The following is a 22,774-nucleotide window of genomic DNA, read 5'->3' on the forward strand; positions in this document are numbered from 1 at the left end:
TTCGCTCAGCGCGACCTTGCCGTTTTCCAGATCGACCAGCGCCAGGGCCTGCGTCGCATTGACCGCCTCGACCCCGTCGATCCGGGCCACCTGCGCATCCAGCGACGCCACGCTGGCCTTGTTGTCCTCCAGCTCGGCCGTCAGCTGGACCAACTGGTTCGCCTTGTCGTCCACCCCGCCGATCGCGTTGATGAGGTTCTGGTCGGCGATCTCCAGCTCGGCCGTCAGTTGGACCAGCTGGTTCGCCTTGTCGTCCACCCCCGTGATCGCGTTGATCAAGTTCTGGTCGGAGACCTCCAGCGCGGCCGTCAGTTGGACCAGCTGGTTCGCCTTGGCGTCCACCCCGGTGATCGCATTCACCAGGTTCTGGTCGGCGGCGTCGAGATCGGCGCGGGTCTGATCGATCCGCTCCGACACATTGAAGATGTCGCCGAACGCCGCCTGAATGTCCGCCCTGATCTGAGACAGACCGGGGGCGTTGGGCATCACGTCGGCAACTAGGTCAGGCGCCGTGAACGGCCCGAAGACCTCACGTTCCGAATAGTTCTGGTTCCGCTGATACTGGATTGCGATGAAATAGGTCGCGCCGGGTTGCAGCCCGTCGATCGGGATGTTCGTGACCGTCGGCGGTCCCTGATAGGCCTGTGTCCACGGGCCGTTCGCGCTCGGGCCGGTCTCGACGATGATGGCCGTGGCGGTCGAGTTCGACACGAAGCCTGTCAGGTCGAACCCCGGCTGCTGCGTCCCGCCCTGCGACGGCGGGCGGGGCGTCACGGTCCAGTCGCCAGCATCAGGCGGGGTGACGAAACGCGGATCCACGGGCGTCAGAACCTGTGGCGACGGCGGGGTTGGGTTCTGTCCCAAGGCGAAGGGATACTTGCCATCCGTCTCGCTGACGAACGACACGCGCACCACGCCAGTAGCCGCATTGTAGTCGGTATTCAGGCACAAGCACTTCAGGCCATCCAGCACGAAGCCAGGCTCGGTGATGGTGAAGGCATCGCCAGGACGGATGCGCTGCAGGTGCGGCTTCAGCGGGACGACGCCGGCGATGCCCTCGCGCGTGTTCGCGATCTGCAGCGCGGCCAGTTGCCCCGTCTGGCGAGCGTCGGACACGAACGGAAAATCGATGCCGCGCGAGCGGGTCCGTCCGCCATCCTCGTCCCGGTAGGCCTGGGCGGTGACCTCGCCGGTCATCGCCGTCATCTGCCAGCGATGCGCAGGGCTCCAGAAACGGGGGCGCAACGTATTGATACGATCGATCCGGCTGGCGGCCGTGTCGATCTCCAGCGGTCCTGCCGTGTCGCGGGCCGAGATCGTGACCAGGCTGGCGCGCGGCGCGGCCCGGCTGATGCAACTGATTTTGCCGGCCCGCTGGGCGTAGGTCGCACCGCCGGACTGCAGGAAGGTTTCCAGCACCTGGTGCTTGTCGTCGTCCGTGTTCGGATAGGCCGAAACGGTCCAGCCGTTCGCCTTGGCGATGTTGGAGGCCGACACGAACGCCGGCACGTCCACACCCGACAACCGGACGCCGATCCCGCCGACCTGATGATCCGTCAGGCTGTCGTGCGCCGGCGCGCCTTTTAGAGACGGCCCTTCCCAAAGGCCGAGTGCCCACTTCAGGCCCCAGAGGATGGGACACGTCAGGGTCACCCACGTCGACGCATCATTGAGCCGGCACGGGCCGTCGCCGCCGGGATAGGTGCTGTCCAGCGTCGGATCCCAGCCCTTCAGACCGAGAAGCTGAATCAGCGGCTTGATCTCGCCGGTTGGGAAGGCCGAGCCCTTGGAGTTCTCGGCCATGACGATGAGGCCGGCCGCCTTTCCCGACAGCTTGTGCGAAGCCGTCCAGCCCGGAAGTGTGGCGCCATTTTTCAGACCGCCTGGCGTCGACAGGGCGACCGGCGCAGGCTGGAAGCCCAGCACCGAGCGGAAGAACAGCTCCTGGCGATAGGGTTCGGTGACAGCGCCGCCGTTGGCGTCGAACGCCATCGGGTAGTCGTCCGCCATGAAGGACTCGATGGCGGTGATCGGCCCCGCGCCGGACAGCACGAACGGGATCCCGTAATACATCAGGTCGGGGCCGAAGGTGTCCCGGTGGACGACGGACCCTGAGACGCCGACGCGGCCGGCGGCGAACGGAATCGGGCCGTCCGGATCGATGACGAACTCGACCTGGCGCGCAGAGGCGCCGACCGTCGGGGAAAACACCGACAAGGCCGAGCTGATGGCCAGGCTGGTCAGGGCGTTAAACGCGACGGACTTCAGCGTACCCATGACAGTGGCCTTGGCGGCTGTCGCTGCAACAGCAGGCGCGGCCTGGGCGATCGCGCTGGCGGCGGCGGGCAGAAGGTGAGGCACTTAGACCCTCCAGGCGCAGACGAACAGGTGGGGGATCATCGGCTCGATCTGGTCGGACGCCGGATTGAGGCCGAGGACACGACCGTTATCCAAGGCGACGGTCAGCGAGCAGCCGAACCCGTTGGCGTCGTCAGTCGGCATGGCGATGATATCGCCTGGCAGTGCCGCCGCTGGCGGGATGCGCTGCAGGCCCATCGCATCGACCAGGTCCACTAAAGAGGCGAACTTGTTGCGCTCGAGATAGGCGAGCGCCCCTCGCCAGGTCTTGTGGCGCGAGGCGTTCAGCAGCTTCGCCGATCGACCTTGTTTGTGCAGCGCATGGGCTGTCAGCTTGCCACAGTCGCGCACCCCCGGTTCGACCGGCTTGTAGGCGAAACGGTCCATGCAGGCCTGCGTTGCCGCAGCCCGCTTCAGCATCGTATTCATGGCGGATTACCTCAGTCGGGCAGCAGAGGGACCAGCGACTTCAGAAGTCGCTTGAACACGCCCGGGTTTTCGGGGCGGCTGCGCCACTCCTTCTTCCGTGTGACGCCGTCGACGTAGGACAGCCCGAGCTCGCCCGGCCAGATGAGTTGGTGGAAGGCATTGTTCAGGCGCCAGTCGGCGTTCGGCTCCAGCTGACGCTCCGCCTGGGTTCCGCATTCCAGGGTCAGGTTCCAGCTATCGCTGACTTGGAAGCGGGCCTTGTCGATCTCGCCGTCGAACTTCAGTTCCGGGACGCCGATGAGAAGTCCCGTATCCAGATCGATCGCACCCTCCCACCACTGGACACGCGTGCCCTGAGTGGTGGGGGAGGCGAGGGCGGCCGCGGCCGCGTCGGACGCCGGCAGGAGGGACAGATCGATGCGAGTGGTCTGCGCTTCAGCGCCGTCCTTGATCGCCGGGACGGTGTCCAGGGCGCCGTAAACGGGGTGGTTCGACACATAGGGTTCCGGCCCATCGCCTTCGCCGGCGTCAAAGACGACGAAACCGCCGTCCGTCAGGCCGACAGCGCCGCCCGCCATGCCTAACCGCACCAGCGTCGCCTTGGTGAAGGCAGGACGCTGAAAGGCCGCGATCAGATTGGCGTCCATCAGCGCTCTCTCACCGTGAAGGACACCGTGACATTGTGGTTGGCGATGATCCGCAGGCCCGAGACATCGCGCGCCCAACCCTCGATCATGGGCTGCTCCAGTTCGACGACGTCGTTATCGCCAGGTGGAAAGCGCAACATGGTTTGCAGCGGGACAAGGACCGCCCCGGCGTTGGCGACGACCGTCGTGCGCGCGCGATAGAGGAAGCGGCGGCCCTGCGTGATGACCGAAAGGAACTGTCCCTTTCGAACGGTATAGCCGTTGACTAGGCCGTCGATCGCCAGATTCCGTCCAGATTGCCCCCCGCCATTGACGCGCGGTGCGCCGGGCGAGCCCGTGACGAGGCCGGGCTGGTAGACCGCCATGACGACCGTGTCGCCCTCGGTCGTCAGGTCGGTCCAGTCCAGGGCGTCGACATAATCCATCTCGCCCATGTCGAACTGGATCTCGTAACGCGTCCCTTTGCGCAGCAGCTCCTGCTCGCCGTCGCCGAACGCGGGGATGAGCGTGTTCTTGGCGGAGACGAGGTTCACCTCCTGCTCGGCGGGCGGGGTGATCGGCAGCATCATCGGCATCAGAACGCCGCTGGCGCGCCATCGGCGAGGCGATCAACGACGGCGACTGGGAAGCCGAAGAGCCGATCCTGACCCGCCTGCTGGACCGCGACGCCAAGGAAACCCGCTTCGCCGCCATCGCCGAGAACCTGCTGCGTCGCAAGCTGAACCCGATCGAGAAGGCCAAGGGTTTCGAGCAGCTGGCGGAACTGGGCTTCGAGAACAAGCTGATCGCCGAACGCCTCGGCTACACCCCCGAACACGTCCAGCAGCACCGCCGCTTCCTGAAGCTGGACGAGGCCGACCAGCAGCGGATGATCCTGCCGCGCGACGATCCCAAACACCTGTCGGTGCGCGACGCCCGCCAGAAGCTGGCCAACAAGGACGCGAAGGATGCGGCATGGCGACCGGGCAACCTGTCGCCCGAGGAGCAACTGGTCATCGCAGAAGTCGCCGTCGCGATGCGAAAACACTCCAGCTACCTCGGGTCATCCATCGCCGTCGGCCCCAGTGCGCGCACCGACCCTGCTGTCGTCAGCCTCGCTGAGGCCGGCATACTGAAAGTGTCGGAGGAACCTGCCAAATGGACGAACGAGCCAGGCCACTACCGAGTATCATTCCTCAATTGGACGATTGGCGACGCTTGCCGGAATGCATGGGCGGATCTTGTCGTCGACGATGAAGCCAAGCGTCACGCCTCTCTGCATCTGCGACAGAAGGACTGGGTCGGCAGCAGCAGCGAGGGCACGGCCTATCTCACCGCTTGGCTCAACGCACCGTTCGATCTGACGCCCGAGGGACAAGCCATCCTCGACGAGCGGGCGCGAGAACAGGAAGTGTCGGCTCAACTCGCCGCCGCGCGTGCCGCTGAACAAGCCGAAGTCGCGGCGAGGGCCGCCGCCATTCGTCAGCGCCACCTTGAAGCGCTGAACGCCGCTGCTGCCGCGCCGCCACAAGATCTGAAAGCGGCGACCGTCGAAGCTACGGCCGCCATCGAGAAACCGCTGCCGTGGACCCTGCTGGACAACGGCGAAGTGATTGACGCCAACGGCGATCAGCTTCCCGACCTACAGGTCTGGAACCCGGACGATCTCGAAACGACCTTCCTTCAAGTCGTGGTCGTCGCGGTCAACTCGGCGGCCGGCCTGCCCACACCGCCGATCAAGTCGGCGGAAGCTCATCAAGCCGAGATGGAAGCCCGACACGAGACCGAGGCCGAAACCGATCGGGACGAGGCCGCCTGATGGACCGCCCTTGGATCTAAGGCGTCTCCCTGCTGGCCGCCCACAACCTCCCGACCCCTGCACCCCGCAACCTGTATCGCCGGAGATACCGCATGTCCCACGACGTCCGCTTCGCCATCCTGACGGCGAACCCCGCCGACAAGCCGAAGGCCTTCCCCGACCTCGAGGCCTTGGCCCGTCACATCCAGCGTGAGCGCGGCCTTCAGGCCCTCGAACTGGTCGAGGTCGAAGATCTCGAGATCGACGGCGACACCCAGAACCGCCGCGCCGTTACCGTCTTCGCCCTGGACGCCGGCAACGACCGCGACCGTCTAATCGGCCACGCTTACCTCGACGGCCAGGGCATGGCTGTCCTGCAAGCCGCCCTGCGTCGCAACCGACTCGTGATGGCCGACGACATGAAGGATGCCGCGTGATGAGCGACACCGTGGAACTGCCGGTCTCCGGCCGCCATCCGCACCTCGTAGCTTGGGCCGTCGGCACGCACCGCGTCGGCTGGCTCTGCGTGGATTCGCCCATCTATTCAGCATCGATCGCGGCGAGTTGATCCAAGCCGGGTTAGAGCCGTGATGTCCGACCGGGCATTAGCTACCCCCATCAAGTTGGGCTGAGATCTTCTTGCAGGCCCAGCCGCAGCTGCAGAGTGTTATGTTCTATCAAGAGAATATATATTGCGGGCGTTTCGCAGATGTCTCCACTAGGCAACCGGTAGCGCACGTTTGCTCCAATGAGTTGAGTGGGATTTTTCCATTCTATTGCAACTATCCGCTCGGACGCGCTGATGTCTCCAGGGAAGAGTGTGACACCAACATTCGCGCCTTCCGCCGTCAGGGCACTGACATCACGGCGAATAAACATGCTGTTGATCTGAGCAGCGCGATACGCGACATGAAGCGCTGGCGTTTTGCCGACGTTTGTCAGCGTGACCTGCAGAGTGATGGTCCACTGACCGTCAGGGGTCTGGTTCGCGCGCCCCAAGACGATATCCGCTTTGACCCAAGCCCGGCTGTCCAAGAGAGCCGTTTTCGCAGCGGCCGATGCGGCCTCTGCGGACTGAACGGATGCCGCGAGTGCGCCTCGGTTGCTCCTCAACTGAAGCCAGATGAAGAGCAAACCGAGCATGTTCACAGCGATCGAAACCCAAGCCGCAATGGCCGACCAATCGTCTGCAACGCCCCAAGGCGTGACGAGCAGAAGCAACACGCCGCCCACTATCACGACGGCGTAAAGCGTGACGAAAATCGTCTGATTCATCCCCATGCCGGTTTTACCGCACAGGTTGCGGAGCATGTCCATGGCTGACGGTTCCGCGCACGCCGTGCGCCCGCGCCTGGACGGCGTGAAGGCGATCGGCGACTACATCGGCAAACCGGAGCGCTGGGTCTACCAGGCGCGCGAGCGCGGCTGGTCGGTGCCGATCCGCAAGCGCGACGGCCTGGGCTATTACGCCTTCCCCGATGAGCTGGACGCCTGGCTTAACGCTCCCGAGACCCTTCCGCACCGGCCGGCCTGACCGAACCCGGCGCGGAAGGTGACGCCGCGCGCCTGACGTGTATCTATGCGGCCCGAAGAGGAGCCGCAGCGTGGCCAATATCCGCAAGATCTCACACCGTCCGCGCAAGGACGGCAGCGTCAAGACCAGCTGGCGCGCGACCTGGTCCGGCCCGGATGGGTCGCGGCAGTCTAAGAACTTCGAACGCAAGGGCGAGGCCCAGGCTTGGCTGAACGAAGTCGGCGCCGGCCGCGTGGGCGGATCCTCGATCATGACGCTGATCGAACTGGCCGAGCAGCACATCCGCCACTTCGACGGCCTGGTGAAGATCGGCCAGCGCCAGGCGATCACGCGCGATGGCTATCAGTCCGTCCTGGACGTCCACCTTGCGCCCCACGCTCTCGGCCGCACGCGTCTGTCGAACCTGCGCGCCCCTCAGATCCAAGGCCTGCTCGATGACGTCCTGGCCAGCTCCGGATCCGTCAACCTCGCCCGCCGCGTGCGTCGCAGTTTGGTGACCTGGTGCCGGTTCGGCATTCGAAAGGGCTGGCTGCTGACCAACCCGGCCGAGGCCTGTAAGGTCGAGGGCGGCAAGCGCGTCGAACGCGACCAGGACGAGGAATTCGCCATTCCGGAAAAGGCCGTCCTCGGCCGACTGCTCGCCGCCGCCGGCGAAGGCGATGCACCCCTGCGCGACGCCGCCATCGTGCGCCTGCTGATGTTCGGCGGCCTGCGGATCTCCGAGGTTCTCGGCTTGGCCGACGACGCCGCCCAGGTGAAGCCCAAGGGCGGCAAGGTCCGGATCCGCGAGCGTCTCGATCGGCACTATCGCACCCTGGATCCGCCGAAGTCGAAGAAGGGCACGCGCGAGGTGCCGATCGGCGAGGCGACGTCGCTGGCGATCCGGGCCTGGCGGCTTTCGCGTGGACCGGTCAGCCCCTTCGACCACGTCGACGGCCGCCGGCAGAAAGTCCGCGCCGCCGGCCGGCTGTTCCCGCATCCGGAATCCGGACAAGGCGTGTGGAGCTACAACGAATTCTTCCGCGAGTGCTGGCTGCCCATGCTGCGCCGCGCCGGCTTGGTCGACATGCTGCCGGACAGCAAGGGCAAGAACCGGCCGGTGCCGGCGTTCGGACCGCACACCCTGCGCCACGTCGCCGCCAGCCTCTGGATCGAGCAGGACGTGAAGCCGAAGAAGCTGCAGGAGTTGCTCGGTCACGCCACGCTGCAGCTGACCATGGATCTTTACGGCCACCTTTGGACCGATCCCGCCGGCGACGACGCCATCGCCCAGGCCAGCGAACGCATGATCGCCGGCTAAACGGGCTAGTGCGCGTGCACATGCTCCGTACTGAGCCACGCACCTACCGATGCGATCGTGCGCTTCACTTGATTTGCAATCTGCTGCGCGAATAAGCAGGGTAAAGCGTTGCCGATAACCGAGCACGCACCATCAATCTTACCCGATGGAAACTTGTAATCCTTGGGGAAGGTCTGAAGAAGGGCCGCTTCGCGTAGCGATATGGTTCGGAGCTGCTCAGGATGCCCAAACCTCCCCTTGCTCGGCGATAAACATCCAGCTGTGATTGTGGACGATGGCTGGTCCCAGCGCATCCGACCGTAGCTGTTTCCGAAACCTTGCGGTTTGTTCTGATGACACTTTGGTCTTAGCTCGATAGGCAGTGACGATCTGTGAGTGCCGGCTTCGGTCGCTGCAAGGCGAGCCCTGTTCTCAGGCCCCAAACGACGAACGACATGCCAATTAGTCGCTGCAAACCCTCCCAGAAGGGCTGCCTCTTGAATGTCCAGTGCTGCTGGATGTCCTAGAATTGCATCCTCAACTGTGCGCCAACGCGGCAGCCCGTTCCTTCCATCGCGATCGTGCGTAGCCTTTGGCATGTCGATCGAAAAGCCAAGGCCAGCGAGCAATACTAAACGCTTGCGGCGCTGGGGTACGCCGTAGTCGGCCACCTGTAGAATTTCGTATCTAACGACGTAACCCAGATCGATAAGCTGCGCGATAAGTCGATCGAGGATCGGTTTGCCTCGCCCGGCCAAGCCCGCGACATTCTCCATCATAATAGCTTGGGGAAGAGCTTCTGCGGCAAGCCTACCCACTTCGGCGACCAAACCATTGCGCTCGTCGTCCCGCTTGTACTTGGACGTTAGAGTTGAGAACCCTTGGCAAGGTGGACATGCTGCCAAGATATCTATTCGCCGCGTAGGAGATGCGTCCAGAAGATCTTTGCCAGTGACAGTTCTGATGTCCCGATCGAAGAGCTTCACATCGGGGTGGTTAAGCGCGAAAGTGTCGGCAGCGTACCGGTCAACCTCCACAGCCGCGACGGGTCTGACGCCGGCGTCGCGCAAGCCAACGGCTAGGCCGCCGCCACCCGAGAAGAGCTCTGCTGCATACATGACTGCCTACTAGCTCAGCTTGGGCCGACTTGCCACCAAGTCGGAAAGATCCTCATCGTTCGCGGCGACCTGCGTCAGTAGGTCCCAAACCTCGTCCCCGCCGAACTCGAGGATTTGTTTCACACGATCATCATCTGCATCGGGATGAGCCGTAGACAGCATAGCAGCGAGCATGTCGATATGGCCGCGGCGGGATTTAACAAACACATCCTGCCACGACATTATCTCGATGTCGTCACGACCTCGAGCCAAGTCCTGCCCGTTTGTGCCAACCAGATAGCCCTTACGTTTTGCGTTAGGGTATTGCTGCTCAATGTACACCATGTAAGCAGACAGCTGCTCGCGGTTTCTAAACGTTAGATCTTCTCTAGGTGTTTTGATTTCAACAATCACGACGTGGTCATAATCGACATCTGAGAAGAACACGAAATCAGGTTTGTAAGCCTCGTTAATATCTATGTGGCCTGCCGTGAACCGAGAAGGGCTCAACCCTTGCTCGTGGGCTGCTGTCACAAGGGTCTTCAAACGTTGATTGGCCGTGAGCAGCTCCATCTCAGGCTGAAGTATCCAAGGAAACTTCTCAATCAGCGCTTGGAGGTCTGGCTCAGTGCCCTTGTGTTGCATGTCGTTCAGCACCGACAGAGCGTAACCGCGTTGAGCGAACGTGACGGCCAGCGAGAGCGCTTCAGGGATGGCTGCAGCGGCAAGCTTGTCGGTCATATCAAGAAATGGCTTTGGATCGGCACCCCCGGCCCCGTAGTCGGTCCAGACTTTCTTGAGAAGCTCTCGTGTCGGACGATGCAAATAGGCACGCATGACAGCCGCCGTGACCCGAGCGTACGATCCCTCATCCTTCTCAAGGCCCGGCGTAACTTCTGAGAGGAGATCCGCGATCAGCCGCTTCTCATCAGAGCGGATTTTGGGGAGCTTCCCCGACGCCAATGTGCTTGCCGACCGCCTCAGCCTCGAACTTACGTCGAGCAGCCCGATACTCCTCGATCCAGAGCCGAACCTTGCGCGCACCCCAATCGTAAAGCGCCGCCGCCTGGGGGTGCTCCCAGTCAATTGAGCGTCGATCCGTGGAGATGACATCCTCTTCCAGCTCATCGATGAAATCAGCTTCGACGACAGCATACATGTAGCGAGTGAAAATCTCTTTCCCGCGCACACCAAAGGTAAATGGCCGATCTTGAGCGATCTTGCCGTGCGCATAGACCCCAACGCCGGATTCGTCTGCTGGCCATGAAGCAGTCTTGACGAAGCCGACCCAGTATTTGACCGTTCTGTCGCCAACTTTCTCTTCGAGTAAGCCTTCGTGCGGGATCCGGTGCTCGAACTCTGGAAGCGCGTCAGCCTCCGTCACCCGACTTCCATTCACGTTGACAGCAAAGTCTTGCCTAGAAAGGGTGACGGTAAACCTGCGCCCCATCGCTGTACGAAGATGATCAACATTCATAGGGCGAAGGAGCGAGAGATCAGTCATAAGGACGAGAGTGCCCGTCCCTGCGCCAATCATGGAAAGAAACTTGGCAACCTCCCCCGTCGGGTCGGGTTGCGCCGAGACATCACTGAGCGACGCTTCGGTCAATATTGGCTCGGGGGGATAGGATGCGAGGGTGTTAGGGCCAGCGTTGCTGCCGAGCTCAAGAATGCGCCCCAGTTCGATCCGCAGCCAGTTGAACCGCACTTCCTCATCGACTCTTGAGGCAGTCAGCACTTGAACCTGGCGGGCGATACCGAAAGGCGCGAGCTTTCCAATGCCCTTGCGGCCCATCGCATAGCGCTTCCGATCGAAACCCGACGCGGAGCGGCTTTTGGGCTTCCCGATGACCAAATAGGACTCAGCTAAATCCTGAAGCGTCATTCCCCCGCCGCTGTCGGCAACCGCCAGATAGCGCTCAGAGCCGCGAGCCATTTCCGTTGCGACGGCGATCTGAACCGTTTCTGCGCCCGCATCCCAAGCGTTCGACACCAGTTCGGCTACGACGTTGGTTGGGTGGTTTTGGTACAGCTTTAGACCCAGGTGTTCGATGACATGGTGGCTGTATCTGAGGAGAAGTTCAGGCTTCTCGGATGTTGCCGATATGTCAGTCACCTAAATCCCCCTTTGTATCGCGCTCTCGATCGGCGAGCCCCTCTATGACTTGTGGTTGCACCGAAACGCAAGTGACGACCCACGCCATTGGCTGGGCAGCGTCAGATTCATTCGGCCGCTATGGGTCGACTGAGGGGGAATAGGGAGAACAAGGCTCGAACACTGCGGCGCTCATGCGGCGCTCGGAAGATGGCGGAAAGCCACGTAGCATAGAGAAAGTTCAATAAATTCAACGGAAGCGCTGAAATGCGAAAGGCCCCGCTTTTCGGCGAGGCCTTGGAGCTAAGTCATTGACTTAATAGGTGGTGCGGGCGGCCGGGGTCGAACCGGCACTCCTTTCGGAACTGGATTTTGAGTCCAGCGCGTCTACCAATTCCACCACGCCCGCAGCGGAAGGACCGCCTCATGCCACAGAGGGATGAGGCGGGTCCAGCCTTTGTGTCACTGCATGATGAAGTTGACGCGGAAGGCCATCATGCGCGGCGCGGTCGGTTGGTCGCCGTCATAGGCGACGGTGGCGTCGCGGGCCGCCTTGAGCACCGCTTCGCCGAAGCGACCATCGGCGGGATGTTCGGTTTCGATGACGCAGTCGCGCAAGCGACCGTCAGGCTGGGCGACGCACGTGGCGACGGCGAAACCTTCCGAATAGTTGTTGGCGGGATAGCGCGGACGGATCTGGCGCGCCCATCGCATTCCAACTTGCAGACCTTCCTCGGAGATGGCGTCGAGTTCCTGGTCGCGAGGGTCAACAAGCGGGCGGCCGCAGGCCGTCAGGGTTTCGTCGATCGCCGAACCGGACGCCGGCAGTTCAAGGTCGTAGCGGAGATTTCTGCCCGCCCCGCCGCCATCGGGCACGATGATCTGAATGCGCCCGCCTTGGCGAAGTTCGCGCGCAAAAGGCGCAGGAAAATCAGCGACGGCGCCCGCTCGGTCTGTCGTGACGTTCCAGCGCCATTCCTTGGCCTCTTCGTCGCGGAAAATGATTGTGATCGGGCGCGTTTTCGTCCGGCGGGTCACCTCCGGCAATCCGACCAGCAGCGCCGAATAGGCGCCGTCCATGCAGCGGGTCGCGATCGACAGGCCCGGCGTCGTCGTGACGTACGCGATGGTGGATTTCTTTCGCGCGTCCTTGACCAGATCCCAGTCTTCGCCGGTGTTCGCCGCATCCTGCGAGACGGCTGAGCCGGCCGAAAAGGCGACGGCGAGAGCGATTGCGGCTTTCTTCATGCGACGACTTCCATATGGCTGTCTGTCCCGCCGGACTGGATGCGGCGGGCGCGGATGTACATTTCGACGCGCTGCATGACGATCAGGCCCATGGCGAACACCAAGAAGGCGTCGGTAACGGCCAGGGCGTTCAGATGCCAGGCGGCGGCGTGGCTTTCGATCAGGTCGCGCAGCAGCGACCGACCGGCGAACAGCACAACCAGAAGGATCAGACCCAGAGGCGAGGCCTGGGCCATCAGGGCGCCGTCCGGCTCCTTTTCGATGGTGACGGTCTTGCCGCGATACCAGCCGGCTACGCCGCCCAGGATCCCGCCAATGGCCAGAACCGCCCAGGCGTCGGGGCCGAACGGCGCATGGGCCATGTTCGGGTTCTGCGCCGACCCCCAGATGCCCAAGCTGATCAGCGGCAGGACGATGGCCGGCATGACCCACAGCAACTGCGGCTTCAGCACGCGCTTCCTACGGTTCTTCAGCAGCACGACCACCAGCATGATCGGGATCATGAGCAGCGGGATCAGTTTTTCAGGCGGCACGTCGTCTCTCCCCAAAGACAGGAGGCGGCCTCCCCCGAGGCCGCTGTCAGCACCCTAGCGGCGTCAATCCGCGCTGGATAGCGGCGCGACCGTCTGTTCGATGGCGCCGAAGATCGAATGATGACGCTCATCCAGCATTTCGATCCGCACCGTGTCGCCATGTTTCAGGAACGGCGTCTCGGCCGCGCCGCGCAGGATCGTCTCTACCGTACGAACCTCGGCGATGCAGGAGTAGCCCAGACCGCCATCCGCGACCGGCTTGCCGGGGCCGCCGTCGGCGTCCTTGTTCGACACCGTGCCCGAACCGATGATGGTCCCTGCGCCCAGCGACCGGGTCTTGGCCAGATGCGCGATCAGGGTTCCGAAGTCGAAGGTCATGTCGACGCCGGCGTCGGCCTTGCCGAAGTCCTGGCCATTCAGCTGCACCGACAGGGCGCCGTGCAGTTTGCCGTCTTTCCAGCGGTCGCCGAGGGCTTCGGGCGTGACCAGGACCGGCGACAGGGCGCTGGCGGGCTTGGACTGGACAAAGCCGAAACCCTTGGCCAGTTCGGCGGGGATCAGGTTGCGCAGGCTCACGTCGTTGACCAGGCCGACCAGGCGAATGGCGTCGAGCGCCTGTTCGCGCGTCGCGCCCTGCGGCACGTCGCCGACGACGACCACGATCTCGGCCTCCAGGTCGCAGCCCCACGCTTCGTCGGCCAGCGGGATCGGATCGCGCGGCGACAGGAAGCCGTCGGAGCCGCCCTGGTACATCAGCGGGTCCGTCCAGAAGCTCTCGGGCATTTCGGCACCGCGCGCCTTACGCACCAGTTCGACGTGGTTCACATAGGCCGAGCCGTCCGCCCACTGATAGGCGCGGGGCAGGGGAGAGGCGGCGTCGCGCTCATGGAAACGGCCGCGCGGCACGGCCTCATGCTCCAGGCTTTCGGCCAAGGCCTCAAGGCGAGGACCGCAGCGGTCCCAGTCATCCAGCGCCGCCTGCAGCGTCGGGGCGATCAGGAAGGCGTCGGTGAACCAGTTCAAGTCCTGCGAGACGACAACGAGGCGGCCGTTGCGGCCGTGCTTGAGCGAGGCGAGTTTCATGACCAAGGCCTAGACCGGATTTGCGATGTTGGGAACGGCGGAATCAGTCGGCGGCCGTCAGCAGGGCGCGGGCCTCGGCGCCGGTGCGGGCGGCGCGGTCGCGGACCTCGACCTCGACGATGACGCCGCCCTCGGGCTCGACGGCCCACAGGTAGCGACGCTCGACCTCGACCGTGCGGCCGGACGGGGCGAAGCCTTCGTAGCTGTCGCCCCAAGGGGTGATCTTCCTGACCTCGACGAAGGGCATGGCGCAGGCGGCGTCCAACTCCTCGTTGGCCATCACGGTCAGTTCGTCATCGGATGCAGGCATGGGTCTCGGTCTTAGAAAAAGAGAGTCTAATTCGTCTAATTGGTCTGAACGGGCGCTCAGGGCTCGTCGGCGTAGATGGCGACGCGCGCGGTGTCCGTCGAGGAGACCGCGCCGCGATACATTCCCGAGGTGGACATGGCGAAGGCGGGGCGGCCATCCAGGCCCATGACGATGACGCCGCCCTTGCCGCCCAGACGATCGGCGTCTGCGATCTCCGCCTGACCGGCGGCCTGCGTCGCCGCGCCTCCCGCAATCCGCGCGCAGATGTCGCGGGCGACGGTGGCGCGGATGAAATACTCGCCGTCGCCGGTGGCGGACACCGCGCAGCCGTCGGGGTTGGAGGCATAGGTGCCGGCGCCGATGATCGGCACGTCCCCGACGCGTCCCCAGCGTTTGGCGGTCATGCCGCCGGTCGAGGTGGCCGCCGCGAGACGACCCTGGCTGTCCAGCGCCACGGCGCCGACCGTGCCGAACTTCTTCTCGTTGAGGGGCGGGGCGATTTCAGCCTGTGCGCCCGGTAGAGGCGCGCCGGCGGGACGCTCGGGGATCGGCTGTCCGGCTTCGGTCAGGGCCTTGACCAACCCCTGCCAGCGGCGCTCGGTGAAGAAGAAGGCCGGATCGACCTGCTCCAACCCGACCGAGGCGGCGAAGGCGTCGGCGCCGGGGCCGATCAGCATGACGTGGGGCGACCGCTCCATCACCGCGCGGGCGGCGGCGACGGGGTGACGGGTGGTGGTCAGGCCGGCGACCGACCCGGCGGTCAGGTCCGATCCGTTCATGACGGCGGCGTCCAGTTCGTTACGGCCGGCCGCGGTGAAGACCGCCCCGCGCCCGGCGTTGAACAGGGGATCGTCCTCCATGACCTGAACGGCGGCCTGGACCGCATCCAGCGCCGATCCGCCGCTTTTCAGCACGGCCGAACCGGCGTCCAGCGCGCCTTGCAGCGCCGCGCGATAGGCGGCGTCCTGCTCGGGCGTCAGGCTGGCCCGCTCGATCACGCCCGCCCCGCCGTGGATAGCCAGGGACCAGCGGGGGGCGGCGTCCTGGGCCTGGGCCGAGGAAAAACACAGTGCAAAGAGTGCAATCAGTCCAGAATAGGCGGCGCGCATAGTGAAATTCCTTCGGGAGTCAAAAACAGAGTGCAATCTGTGCACTTTGCTCAGAGACGCCGGTCAGGAGCAGTCTAACCCAGCGCGCGAGCGTGTCAGGTCGATTGGTCGAAGAAAATCGCAAAGGTCGAAAGATCAGTGGGTTGGTTCTCGGCGATAGGATGGCTTGCCGATGAGGGACGGAGCCGCCCGTGAGCGCAAGGCCGCTTTCAGCCTAATAGGGTAGGCTAATCGACCCATTGTAGACATTGGTGGCGGCGGCGATAGTTTGCTGATGAAGCGCACGATCCTCCGCATCCTAACCTGCTCGGCGGCTCTTGCGGCATGTGTGCCCGCCAAGAACTCGATCGATATTGACACGTCGGGATCGCCAAACGTCTCTGGTGTGGCGGTCCTGTGCGATAAGGAAACACCTTTGATTGTGCGCGGAGATCACCTGATCGCTACGGTGCCGATCACTTGTGAAGGGGTCGGTGAAATTCGGCTGCGTTTAGGAGATGGGGCCAGCGCGACCTGCCAGGTCGGCTATGTTACCCCCGGAATAGGCCAAGAGTTCTACTTCGTGCTCCAACGTGGCCAGTGCATCTCTGTTAGCACCGAGGTGCGATAGTCCGCCTTCCACCCATAGCAGGCTGCCGTTCGGCCTGCTCCTCGCATGGTCCACCCGCCCCCTCACCCCCGGTGGTGCAGCCGCTTCCACACCTGATAGCCGACGATGGGGGCGAAGCCGCAGAGGAGGGCGGTGATCAGGACTATCCATAAGCCGCCGCCCAGCCAGTATTCGCCGGCCAGGGCCCCGGCGCCGGCCGCGAGGACCGGGCCGAGCCAGGGCAGCCAGGTCGGCGGCCGAATCGTCATTCAGGCGTCGACCTTGATGACGCCGCGACGGATCTGGTCCAGTTCGATCGAGTCGAACAGGGCCTGGAAGTTGCCGTTGCCAAAGCCTTCGTTGCCCTTGCGCTGGATGATCTCGAAGAAGATCGGGCCGAAGGTGTCTTGGGTGAAGATCTGCAGCAGCAGGCCTTCCTCGTCCGAACCGTCGATCAGGATGCGGTTTTTGCGCATCCGCTCCACGTCCTCGCCGTGGTTGGGCAGGCGTTTGTCGATCAGCTCGAAATAGGTCTCGATCGTGTCCTGGAAGGCGACGCCGCGTTCCTTCATCGCCTCGACCGTCTCGAAGATGTTCTCGGTCGTCAGGGCGATGTGCTGGATGCCTTCGCCGTTGTAGCGACGGATGAACTCCTCGATCTGGGAGTTCTCGTCCTGGCTTTCGTTCAGCGGGATGCGGATGGCGCGGTCGGGCGCGATCATGGCTTGGGAGAACAGGCCCGTGGCCTTGCCCTTGATGTCGAAATACTTCTGCTCCTCGAAGTTGAAGATCGAGTTGTAGAAGCCCGACCAGGTGCGCATCTGGCCGCGCCGGACGTTGTGGGTCAGGTGGTCGAGGATCTCCAGGCCCATCGAGTTCTTGCGCTCGGATTCCTCCCAGCCCTCGATCTCGTCCCAGGTGTCGTACAGCGAGCCGGCGTCGCCGTACTGGTCGACGACATAGAGCAGCGAGCCGCCGATGCCTTGCAGGATGTAAGGATAGTCGTCACCCAGCGCCCCGCCAGCGGCGTCCGTCGCGGCGGCGGCGCCGCGGGCCAGCGCGCCCTCATAGGCGGCCTTGGCGTCGGTGGTGCGGAAGGCCATGCCGTTGGCGGACGGGCCGTGATCCTTGGCGAAGTCGGCGGCCTGACCCTTGGGCGAGCGTTGCACCAGGAAGCTGATATCGCCCTGCTTCAGGCGCACTACGTCGGTCTTGGGGTTCACGTGCGTCTGGGTGAAGCCCATCAGCTCCAGGCGCGAGATCATCGCCTCGGGCTCGGGGCCGGTGAATTCGACGAACTCGAAACCGTCGACGCCGAGAGGGTTTTCGAGGTCGATCTGCTGTGGCGTAGCCTGGGTCATGTCGTTCATGGCGCGTCTCCCGCGTGATCTTGAGGGCGGTCTGGCCGCCGATTGGCGCGGAACCTAGTCACAGAAGACGACGGAGCCAAGACGAAGCCACGGGGTCGTGATGAGGGGAGAGAGTTCTAATGGACAACCGCAATCCTGGCGTGTCAGATAGTGGGTGTGGGGGGGATGCAAGCATGGACTACCTTAAACGCGCGCCGTTTGGCGGACTGTTCGTGGTGACCTTTACGGTGGCAGCGACGTTTCAGGTGCTGATGTCCGTCTTGGGGCTGCTTCTGGCATTCTTGTCGCCGGGGCTATTCTTCATGAACGGCGCTCCAGCCACGTCCCCCGTCCAGGCGGTTGGCACTCTGCTGTTCCTTCTGGTCGTGGGACTGGTCGTCAACGCCGGAATGTCCGCCCTCGGGTCCCTGTTGTTGATGGGCGTTCGGCTCGCGCTCCCTAAACGCGCCTCAATCTGAGCAAGGCTGGCGTCAGCCCGGCAGCAGCCGGGTCGCCCATTCGGCGCCGAGGAGCAGGCCGGTTGCGACGGCGCCCAGGATCGTGAGCCAGACGGTGGTGACGGCGCAGCCGGCGAGAACGAACAGGCCGTCGCGCTGGATCAGGCCGACCGACAGCAGGGCCAGGGCGATCGACGGGATGGTGTTGGTCAGGGGCATGACGATGGTAACGGTCGCCAGGATCATGAAGACGGCGGCCAGCTTCTCGCCCGGTCCATCGGCGAAGCGGCGAAGGCGGGGGCGCGACAGGCGGTCGATCCAGCCCAGTTTGGTCTCGGCGAAATCGGCCATGGCCTTCAGCCACGACCCCTTGCACCGCAGGTTCAGGAACCAGCGCGGCAGCCAGGGCTCCTCGCGCCCGACCAGCATCTGGCCGGCCAGCAGGATGACGATCAGCCCGACCACCTGCGGCACGCCGTAAAGGCCAGGCACCAGACAAGGGATGGAGAGCAGCAGGATCAAAAGCCCATAGGCGCGCTCGTCCAGCCGGTCGCGGATCTCGTGCAGGGTCAGCCCGGCGTCGCCGCCGTCGTCGGCCAGCCGCCGCAGCAGCCGGGTGACATTATGGCTGACGTCGTCCTGCTGGACCGTGGACGGGGATGAGGCGGGGGTCGTCATGCGGGCGCTCTAGCAGTTGGACGTGACGGCCGAGGATGACGCAACGCCGCAGGGGTGCTAACGCGCCGTGCCGCCTTAAGGATCGCCATGCTGCGCAAACTCTATGACCGCGTCTTCGACCTGGCGCGCAGCCGCCATGCGACCAAAGCCCTGGCAGTCGTCTCCTTCGCCGAGAGTTCGTTCTTTCCGATCCCGCCCGATGTGATGCTGGCGCCCATGATCCTGGCGCGGCCGCAGAAGGCGTATTTCTATGCCGCCGTCTGCACCGTGGCGTCGGTGCTGGGCGGGATTCTCGGTTATGCGATCGGCTATTTCCTGACCGATCTGGGTCTGGCGATCATGCGGGTGCTGGGCCATTCGGACGGGCTGGAGCAGTTCCGCGCCTGGTTCGATCAGTGGGGCCTGTGGGTCATTCTGATCAAGGGGCTGACGCCCATTCCCTACAAGCTGGTGACCATCGCTTCGGGCCTGGCGGCGTTCAGCTTTCCAGTCTTCATGGCCGCGTCGGTCGTGACGCGGGGCGGACGGTTTTTCCTGGAAGCGTGGATCCTGAAACGCTGGGGGCCGGCCATGCTGGCGCAGGTCGAAAAGCGGCTGGCGATGTGGAGCGTGATCGGCCTGGTCGCGTTGGTCGCGTTGATCGTCGTCCTGAAGCTTCTGTAAGTCGACGCGGCCGCAGGGGCGGGGTAAGACCGTTTCAAGATGATCGATGTCTATCGCCTTCTGACCCGTTGGTGGACCGCCTTCGCCCTGGCCGCGTCGCTGGCCATGCTGGGCGCGGCCCATGCGTTCGAACGGTTCGGCGGCCTGGCGCCCTGCAACCTGTGTCTGAAGCAGCGGGAGGTCTATTGGGGGGCGGTCGTCGTCGCGGTTCTGGCTACGGGCTGGACCCTGGTCAGCGGCGGACGCCGGGGCACGCCGCGCATCGCCGCCTTCCTGCTGGCGGCCGTGTTCGCCACAGGCGCCATTACGGCCATCTTCCACATGGGCGGCGAATACAAATGGTGGGCGCTGCCTGCGACCTGTTCGTCCGTCGGCGGCTCGGTCGATATGGACAGTCTGACGGCCTTAGCCATGGGCACGGGGCCGGTGACCAAGGTGATCGGCTGCGGCGATGTGGCCTGGAGCTGGCTGGGTCTGTCGATGGCAGGATGGAACGCGATCATCGCCTCGGCGCTTGCGGTGTTCAGCCTATTGGCGGCGAAACGTCCCAAGGACGCCCGCGCGCCCCGGATCGAAAAGGCCTGATGCGATGAGCCATTCCATTCCTCTCCCTCGTCCTGGCCAAGGCGCCGACAAGGCGCGGATGGACGAAATCCTGCGTGTCGATCACGCAGGGGAATATGCGGCCGTCTTGATCTATCGCGCCCAGAAGGCGGTGTTCAAAGGGCGCAAGGGGCGTGACGGCATCGCCCACGACCTGTCGGAGATGCAGGACCAAGAGGCGGTGCATCTGGCGCGCTTCGAGCGGCTGCTGAACGAGCGGCGGGTGCGGCCCACGGTCATGACGCCCCTGTGGCGCATCGCCGCCTCGGCCCTGGGCGCCGGCACGGCCCTGATGGGTGAAAAGGCGGCGCACGCCTGCACCGAGGCGGTCGAGAGCGTGATCGAGAAACACTATGCCGACCAGATCGCCGAGATCGGCGATCGCGACCCGGCTCTTGCCGCTGAGCTGAAGCAGTTCCGCGACGAGGAACTGGCCCACCACGACCACGCCATCGAACACGGCAGCCGCGAAGCGCCAGCCTATCGTTTGCTGTCCGGCGTGATCAAGGTCGGTTGCAAGGCGGCGATCAAGATCAGCGAGCGAGTCTGACCCATCTCCTCCCCACCTGTGGGGAGGGGGACCGCGAAGCGGTGGAGGGGCTCTTAAAGGCGTGCTGTCTCCGGTAGGCGTCGCAAAACCCCTCCGTCACGGCGCTGAAGGAGCGCCGCGCCACCTCCCCATGAAATGGGGAGGAGACGGGTGGGCGCTTCAAAAGATCTCGAACAGCCCGGCCGCGCCCATGCCGCCGCCGATGCACATGGTGACGACGCCGTATTTGGCGCCGCGACGCTTGCCCTCGATCAGGACGTGGCCGGTCATGCGGGCGCCGGACATGCCGTAGGGGTGGCCGATGGAGATGGCGCCGCCCGAGACGTTCAGACGGTCGTCGGGAATGCCCAGCGTGTCCTGGCAATACAGAACCTGGGCGGCGAAGGCCTCGTTCAGCTCCCAGATGCCGATGTCGTCCATCGTCAGGCCGTGGCGCTTCAACAATTTGGGCACGGCATAGACCGGGCCGATGCCCATTTCGTCCGGCTCGCAGCCGGCGACCGCCATGCCGCGATAGGCGCCGAGCGGTTGCAGATTGCGCTTCACCGCCTCGCCGGCCTCCATGACGACGCAGGCCGAGGCGCCGTCCGACAGTTGCGAGGCGTTTCCGGCGGTGATGAACTCGCCCGTCTGAATCTCCTCGCCGCCGCCGAAGACGGGCTTCAGCGCCTTCAGCCCTTCCAGCGTCGTGTCGGGACGGTTGCCCTCGTCCTTGGAGAGGGTGACCTCTTTCGATGAGGTCTGGCCGGTGGCCTTGTCCATGACCAGCATGGTGGTGGTCATGGGCACGATCTCGGCGTCGAAGCGGCCGGCGTCCTGGGCGGCTGCGGTGCGCTGCTGGGATTTCAGCGCATATTCGTCCTGGCGGTCACGGCTGACGCCGTAGCGGCGCGACACCACCTCGGCCGTCTCCAGCATCGACATATAGATGTGGGGCGACAGCTTCAGCAGCGCCTCGTCCTTCATCCGGTATAGGTTCATATTCTGGTTCTGGACCAGGGAGATGCTTTCCAGCCCGCCGCCGACCGCCATCTTCTGCTGATCGAAGACGACCTGTTTGGCCGCCGTGGCGATGCCCATCAGGCCCGAGGCGCACTGACGGTCCAGGCTCATGCCGGGAACAGAGGAGGGCAGGCCGGAGGCGAGCGCGATCTGGCGCGCGACGTTGGTGCCGGTCGAACCCTGCTGCAGGGCCGCGCCCATAACGACGTCCTCGATTTCGGCCGGATCGACGCCGGCGCGCTGGACCGCGTGCTTGACCGCATGGGCGCCGAGCTGCTGCGCCTGGGTGTCGTTGAAGGCGCCACGATAGGCGCGCCCGATCGGGGTGCGGGCGGTGGAGACGATGACGGCTTCGCGCATAAATGCTCTCTTCGCTTGGCCTACCGCGCTTTCGCGTTGCTTGAGGCCGGTTTCCTCTGAATCGAAGTTAGGCGCCTCACGTCGCGTCAACGCAAGGCGCCTTGTTGTTCAACCGCCGTGCGCCTTCTGGGCCTTGGTCAGTTCGATCATGCCTTGGGTGGCGCCCATCTCTGGGACGATCTCGGCGGCGCGGTCCGAAATGGCGTCGAAGCGAGCGGCGACCTGTTCGGGCGCATCGTCGCCGGTGACGAAGTCGCCTTGCGTCAGGGTGACATAGGCGCGTTCAAACCCACCGGCGCCGGCGGCCAGGATGGCGCGGCTCGGCGCATCCTGGCTGACCAGGTAAAGTAGGCCGGGCGTGACCAGGGCCGGGGCCAGCGCCTCCAGCGGCAGGGCGGCGCCCAGGTCCTCGGTCATGCGGGTGTGGGCGGTGGGCGCCAGGCAGTTGACGCGGATGTCGTTCTTGGCCCCCTCGATCGACAGGGTCTGCATCAGCCCGACCAGCGCCATCTTGGCCGCGCCATAGTTCGACTGGCCGAAGTTGCCGTACAGGCCCGAGGACGACGTCGTCATCACGATCCGGCCGTAGTTCTGCCCGCGCATGATCTCCCACACCGCCTTGGTGCAGTTGACCGCCCCCATCAGGTGGACGTCGATGACGAAGCGGAAGTCCTCGATCTCCATCTTGGCGAAGGTCTTGTCGCGTAGGACGCCGGCGTTGTTCACAAGGATGTCGATCCGGCCCCATTTCGCCATGGCCTGATCGACCATGGCTTGGACTGCGGCAAAGTCCGTCACCGAGGCCGCATTGGCGATGGCCTCGCCGCCGGCCGCCTCGATTTCCGCCACGACCGATTCCGCCGCCGTCGCCGAAGCGCCCGATCCGTCGCGCGCCCCGCCCAGGTCGTTGACCACCACCTTGGCTCCGCGCGCCGCCAAAGCCAGAGCGTGTTCGCGCCCCAAGCCGCCACCAGCGCCCGTCACGATCGCTACCTGTCCGTCAAACCGCATCGCCATAATCAT

29 protein-coding genes and 1 tRNA gene are annotated in these 22,774 nt (G+C 64.4%); 10 read left to right on the forward strand and 20 right to left on the reverse strand.

Annotated elements, in window-relative coordinates; genetic code table 11:
* The 5 genes from HNP47_RS14810 to HNP47_RS14830 all read right to left on the reverse strand — a co-directional run.
* A partial coding sequence (locus HNP47_RS14810; RefSeq protein WP_184280157.1) for a hypothetical protein occupies window positions 1-2,361 on the reverse strand: 2,361 nt, incomplete at its 3' end.
* The gene (locus tag HNP47_RS14815) at window positions 2,362-2,787 is read right to left on the reverse strand and encodes a DUF6950 family protein (protein ID WP_409360162.1); all 426 of its coding nucleotides are present in this window, start codon (window positions 2,785-2,787) and stop codon (window positions 2,362-2,364) included.
* Between the two features lie 11 nt (window positions 2,788-2,798).
* A complete protein-coding gene (locus HNP47_RS14820; RefSeq protein ID WP_184280159.1) occupies window positions 2,799-3,434 on the reverse strand; it encodes a hypothetical protein in 636 nt (211 codons plus the stop codon).
* Entirely contained in the window at window positions 3,434-4,009 is a 576-nt protein-coding gene (locus HNP47_RS14825) for a hypothetical protein (protein ID WP_184280160.1), read from the reverse strand. Before HNP47_RS14825 ends, HNP47_RS14820 begins: the two co-directional genes overlap by 1 nt.
* Complete coding sequence (locus tag HNP47_RS14830) at window positions 4,009-4,263, reverse strand: hypothetical protein (RefSeq protein WP_184280161.1); 255 nt, start codon at window positions 4,261-4,263, stop codon at window positions 4,009-4,011. The genes HNP47_RS14825 and HNP47_RS14830 overlap by 1 nt, the downstream gene beginning before the upstream one ends.
* Window positions 4,264-4,302: 39 nt before the next feature.
* On the opposite strand from HNP47_RS14830, the gene HNP47_RS14835 reads away from it, so the two are divergent.
* The 3 genes from HNP47_RS14835 to HNP47_RS16440 all read left to right on the forward strand — a co-directional run bounded on the left by HNP47_RS14835 (window position 4,303) and on the right by HNP47_RS16440 (window position 5,779).
* Window positions 4,303-5,232: a hypothetical protein gene (locus HNP47_RS14835; RefSeq protein WP_184280162.1), complete on the forward strand. Its 930-nt coding sequence runs from the start codon at window positions 4,303-4,305 to the stop codon at window positions 5,230-5,232.
* Window positions 5,233-5,324: 92 nt separating this feature from the next.
* A complete protein-coding gene (locus HNP47_RS14840; RefSeq protein ID WP_184280163.1) occupies window positions 5,325-5,648 on the forward strand; it encodes a hypothetical protein in 324 nt (107 codons plus the stop codon).
* A complete protein-coding gene (locus HNP47_RS16440; RefSeq protein WP_260394893.1) occupies window positions 5,648-5,779 on the forward strand; it encodes a hypothetical protein in 132 nt (43 codons plus the stop codon). The genes HNP47_RS14840 and HNP47_RS16440 overlap by 1 nt, the downstream gene beginning before the upstream one ends.
* Before the next feature lie 50 nt (window positions 5,780-5,829).
* Here the strand turns inward: HNP47_RS16440 and HNP47_RS14845 are convergent, their stop codons facing one another.
* Complete coding sequence (locus HNP47_RS14845; protein WP_184280164.1) at window positions 5,830-6,528, reverse strand: hypothetical protein; 699 nt, start codon at window positions 6,526-6,528, stop codon at window positions 5,830-5,832.
* Here HNP47_RS14845 and HNP47_RS14850 point away from each other — a divergent pair.
* Both HNP47_RS14850 and HNP47_RS14855 read left to right on the forward strand, forming a co-directional pair.
* Window positions 6,527-6,745 carry a hypothetical protein gene (locus HNP47_RS14850; RefSeq protein WP_184280165.1) on the forward strand — a complete coding sequence of 73 codons (219 nt, stop codon included), beginning with the start codon at window positions 6,527-6,529 and terminating at the stop codon, window positions 6,743-6,745. The genes HNP47_RS14845 and HNP47_RS14850 overlap by 2 nt on opposite strands.
* A gap of 70 nt (window positions 6,746-6,815) precedes the next feature.
* Window positions 6,816-8,045, forward strand: coding sequence for a tyrosine-type recombinase/integrase (locus tag HNP47_RS14855; protein ID WP_184280166.1), 1,230 nt, complete (start codon window positions 6,816-6,818; stop codon window positions 8,043-8,045).
* Window positions 8,046-8,050: 5 nt separating this feature from the next.
* Here the strand turns inward: HNP47_RS14855 and HNP47_RS14860 are convergent, their stop codons facing one another.
* The 9 genes from HNP47_RS14860 to HNP47_RS14900 form a co-directional block, all read right to left on the reverse strand.
* Window positions 8,051-9,142 (reverse strand): DNA cytosine methyltransferase, encoded by a 1,092-nt coding sequence (locus HNP47_RS14860; RefSeq protein ID WP_184280167.1) that lies wholly within the window; start codon window positions 9,140-9,142, stop codon window positions 8,051-8,053.
* A gap of 9 nt (window positions 9,143-9,151) precedes the next feature.
* The gene (locus HNP47_RS14865) at window positions 9,152-9,958 is read right to left on the reverse strand and encodes a Shedu anti-phage system protein SduA domain-containing protein (RefSeq protein ID WP_184280168.1); all 807 of its coding nucleotides are present in this window, start codon (window positions 9,956-9,958) and stop codon (window positions 9,152-9,154) included.
* Between the two features lie 91 nt (window positions 9,959-10,049).
* Window positions 10,050-11,237, reverse strand: a complete 1,188-nt coding sequence (locus HNP47_RS14870) for an ATP-binding protein (protein ID WP_184280169.1) — start codon at window positions 11,235-11,237, stop codon at window positions 10,050-10,052.
* Between the two features lie 303 nt (window positions 11,238-11,540).
* Window positions 11,541-11,625, reverse strand: a tRNA-Leu gene (locus tag HNP47_RS14875).
* Window positions 11,626-11,678: 53 nt separating this feature from the next.
* On the reverse strand, window positions 11,679-12,464 hold the full coding sequence (locus tag HNP47_RS14880) for a hypothetical protein (protein WP_184280170.1): 786 nt from the start codon (window positions 12,462-12,464) through the stop codon (window positions 11,679-11,681).
* Entirely contained in the window at window positions 12,461-12,997 is a 537-nt protein-coding gene (locus HNP47_RS14885; RefSeq protein WP_184280171.1) for a CcdC protein domain-containing protein, read from the reverse strand. The genes HNP47_RS14880 and HNP47_RS14885 overlap by 4 nt, the downstream gene beginning before the upstream one ends.
* Window positions 12,998-13,060: 63 nt before the next feature.
* On the reverse strand, window positions 13,061-14,080 hold the full coding sequence (locus tag HNP47_RS14890; protein ID WP_184280172.1) for a fumarylacetoacetate hydrolase family protein: 1,020 nt from the start codon (window positions 14,078-14,080) through the stop codon (window positions 13,061-13,063).
* 43 nt (window positions 14,081-14,123) lie between these two features.
* Window positions 14,124-14,390, reverse strand: a complete 267-nt coding sequence (locus HNP47_RS14895; protein WP_017506239.1) for a hypothetical protein — start codon at window positions 14,388-14,390, stop codon at window positions 14,124-14,126.
* Between the two features lie 56 nt (window positions 14,391-14,446).
* Window positions 14,447-15,499 carry an isoaspartyl peptidase/L-asparaginase family protein gene (locus tag HNP47_RS14900; RefSeq protein ID WP_184280173.1) on the reverse strand — a complete coding sequence of 351 codons (1,053 nt, stop codon included), beginning with the start codon at window positions 15,497-15,499 and terminating at the stop codon, window positions 14,447-14,449.
* Window positions 15,500-15,773: 274 nt separating this feature from the next.
* Here HNP47_RS14900 and HNP47_RS14905 point away from each other — a divergent pair, with 274 nt between their 5' ends.
* Entirely contained in the window at window positions 15,774-16,109 is a 336-nt protein-coding gene (locus HNP47_RS14905; RefSeq protein WP_184280174.1) for a hypothetical protein, read from the forward strand.
* 62 nt (window positions 16,110-16,171) lie between these two features.
* On the opposite strand, the gene HNP47_RS14910 is transcribed toward HNP47_RS14905, so the two are convergent.
* Window positions 16,172-16,357, reverse strand: coding sequence for a hypothetical protein (locus tag HNP47_RS14910; RefSeq protein ID WP_184280175.1), 186 nt, complete (start codon window positions 16,355-16,357; stop codon window positions 16,172-16,174).
* Window positions 16,358-17,458: a 4-hydroxyphenylpyruvate dioxygenase gene (hppD, locus tag HNP47_RS14915; protein ID WP_184280176.1), complete on the reverse strand. Its 1,101-nt coding sequence runs from the start codon at window positions 17,456-17,458 to the stop codon at window positions 16,358-16,360.
* 173 nt (window positions 17,459-17,631) lie between these two features.
* Here hppD and HNP47_RS14920 point away from each other — a divergent pair, with 173 nt between their 5' ends.
* Window positions 17,632-17,916: a hypothetical protein gene (locus tag HNP47_RS14920; RefSeq protein WP_184280177.1), complete on the forward strand. Its 285-nt coding sequence runs from the start codon at window positions 17,632-17,634 to the stop codon at window positions 17,914-17,916.
* 12 nt (window positions 17,917-17,928) lie between these two features.
* Here the strand turns inward: HNP47_RS14920 and HNP47_RS14925 are convergent, their stop codons facing one another.
* Window positions 17,929-18,573: an exopolysaccharide biosynthesis protein gene (locus HNP47_RS14925; RefSeq protein WP_184280178.1), complete on the reverse strand. Its 645-nt coding sequence runs from the start codon at window positions 18,571-18,573 to the stop codon at window positions 17,929-17,931.
* An 87-nt stretch (window positions 18,574-18,660) separates the two neighbouring features.
* On the opposite strand from HNP47_RS14925, the gene HNP47_RS14930 reads away from it, so the two are divergent.
* From HNP47_RS14930 to HNP47_RS14940, 3 genes are read left to right on the forward strand one after another with little or no spacing between them, the layout of a single operon-like run.
* Window positions 18,661-19,236 (forward strand): YqaA family protein, encoded by a 576-nt coding sequence (locus HNP47_RS14930; RefSeq protein ID WP_174087181.1) that lies wholly within the window; start codon window positions 18,661-18,663, stop codon window positions 19,234-19,236.
* Between the two features lie 39 nt (window positions 19,237-19,275).
* Window positions 19,276-19,821, forward strand: a complete 546-nt coding sequence (locus HNP47_RS14935; RefSeq protein WP_184280179.1) for a disulfide bond formation protein B — start codon at window positions 19,276-19,278, stop codon at window positions 19,819-19,821.
* 4 nt (window positions 19,822-19,825) lie between these two features.
* A complete protein-coding gene (locus HNP47_RS14940; protein WP_184280180.1) occupies window positions 19,826-20,389 on the forward strand; it encodes a demethoxyubiquinone hydroxylase family protein in 564 nt (187 codons plus the stop codon).
* Window positions 20,390-20,548: 159 nt separating this feature from the next.
* Here the strand turns inward: HNP47_RS14940 and HNP47_RS14945 are convergent, their stop codons facing one another.
* Together HNP47_RS14945 and HNP47_RS14950 are read right to left on the reverse strand one after the other, a co-directional pair.
* A complete protein-coding gene (locus tag HNP47_RS14945) occupies window positions 20,549-21,751 on the reverse strand; it encodes an acetyl-CoA C-acyltransferase (RefSeq protein WP_174087183.1) in 1,203 nt (400 codons plus the stop codon).
* Between the two features lie 108 nt (window positions 21,752-21,859).
* On the reverse strand, window positions 21,860-22,768 hold the full coding sequence (locus HNP47_RS14950; protein WP_174087184.1) for an SDR family NAD(P)-dependent oxidoreductase: 909 nt from the start codon (window positions 22,766-22,768) through the stop codon (window positions 21,860-21,862).
* Window positions 22,769-22,774: the final 6 nt, after the last annotated feature.

This window comes from Brevundimonas vesicularis, from assembly GCF_014204545.1.
Taxonomy (GTDB): Bacteria; Pseudomonadota; Alphaproteobacteria; order Caulobacterales; family Caulobacteraceae; genus Brevundimonas; species Brevundimonas vesicularis_B.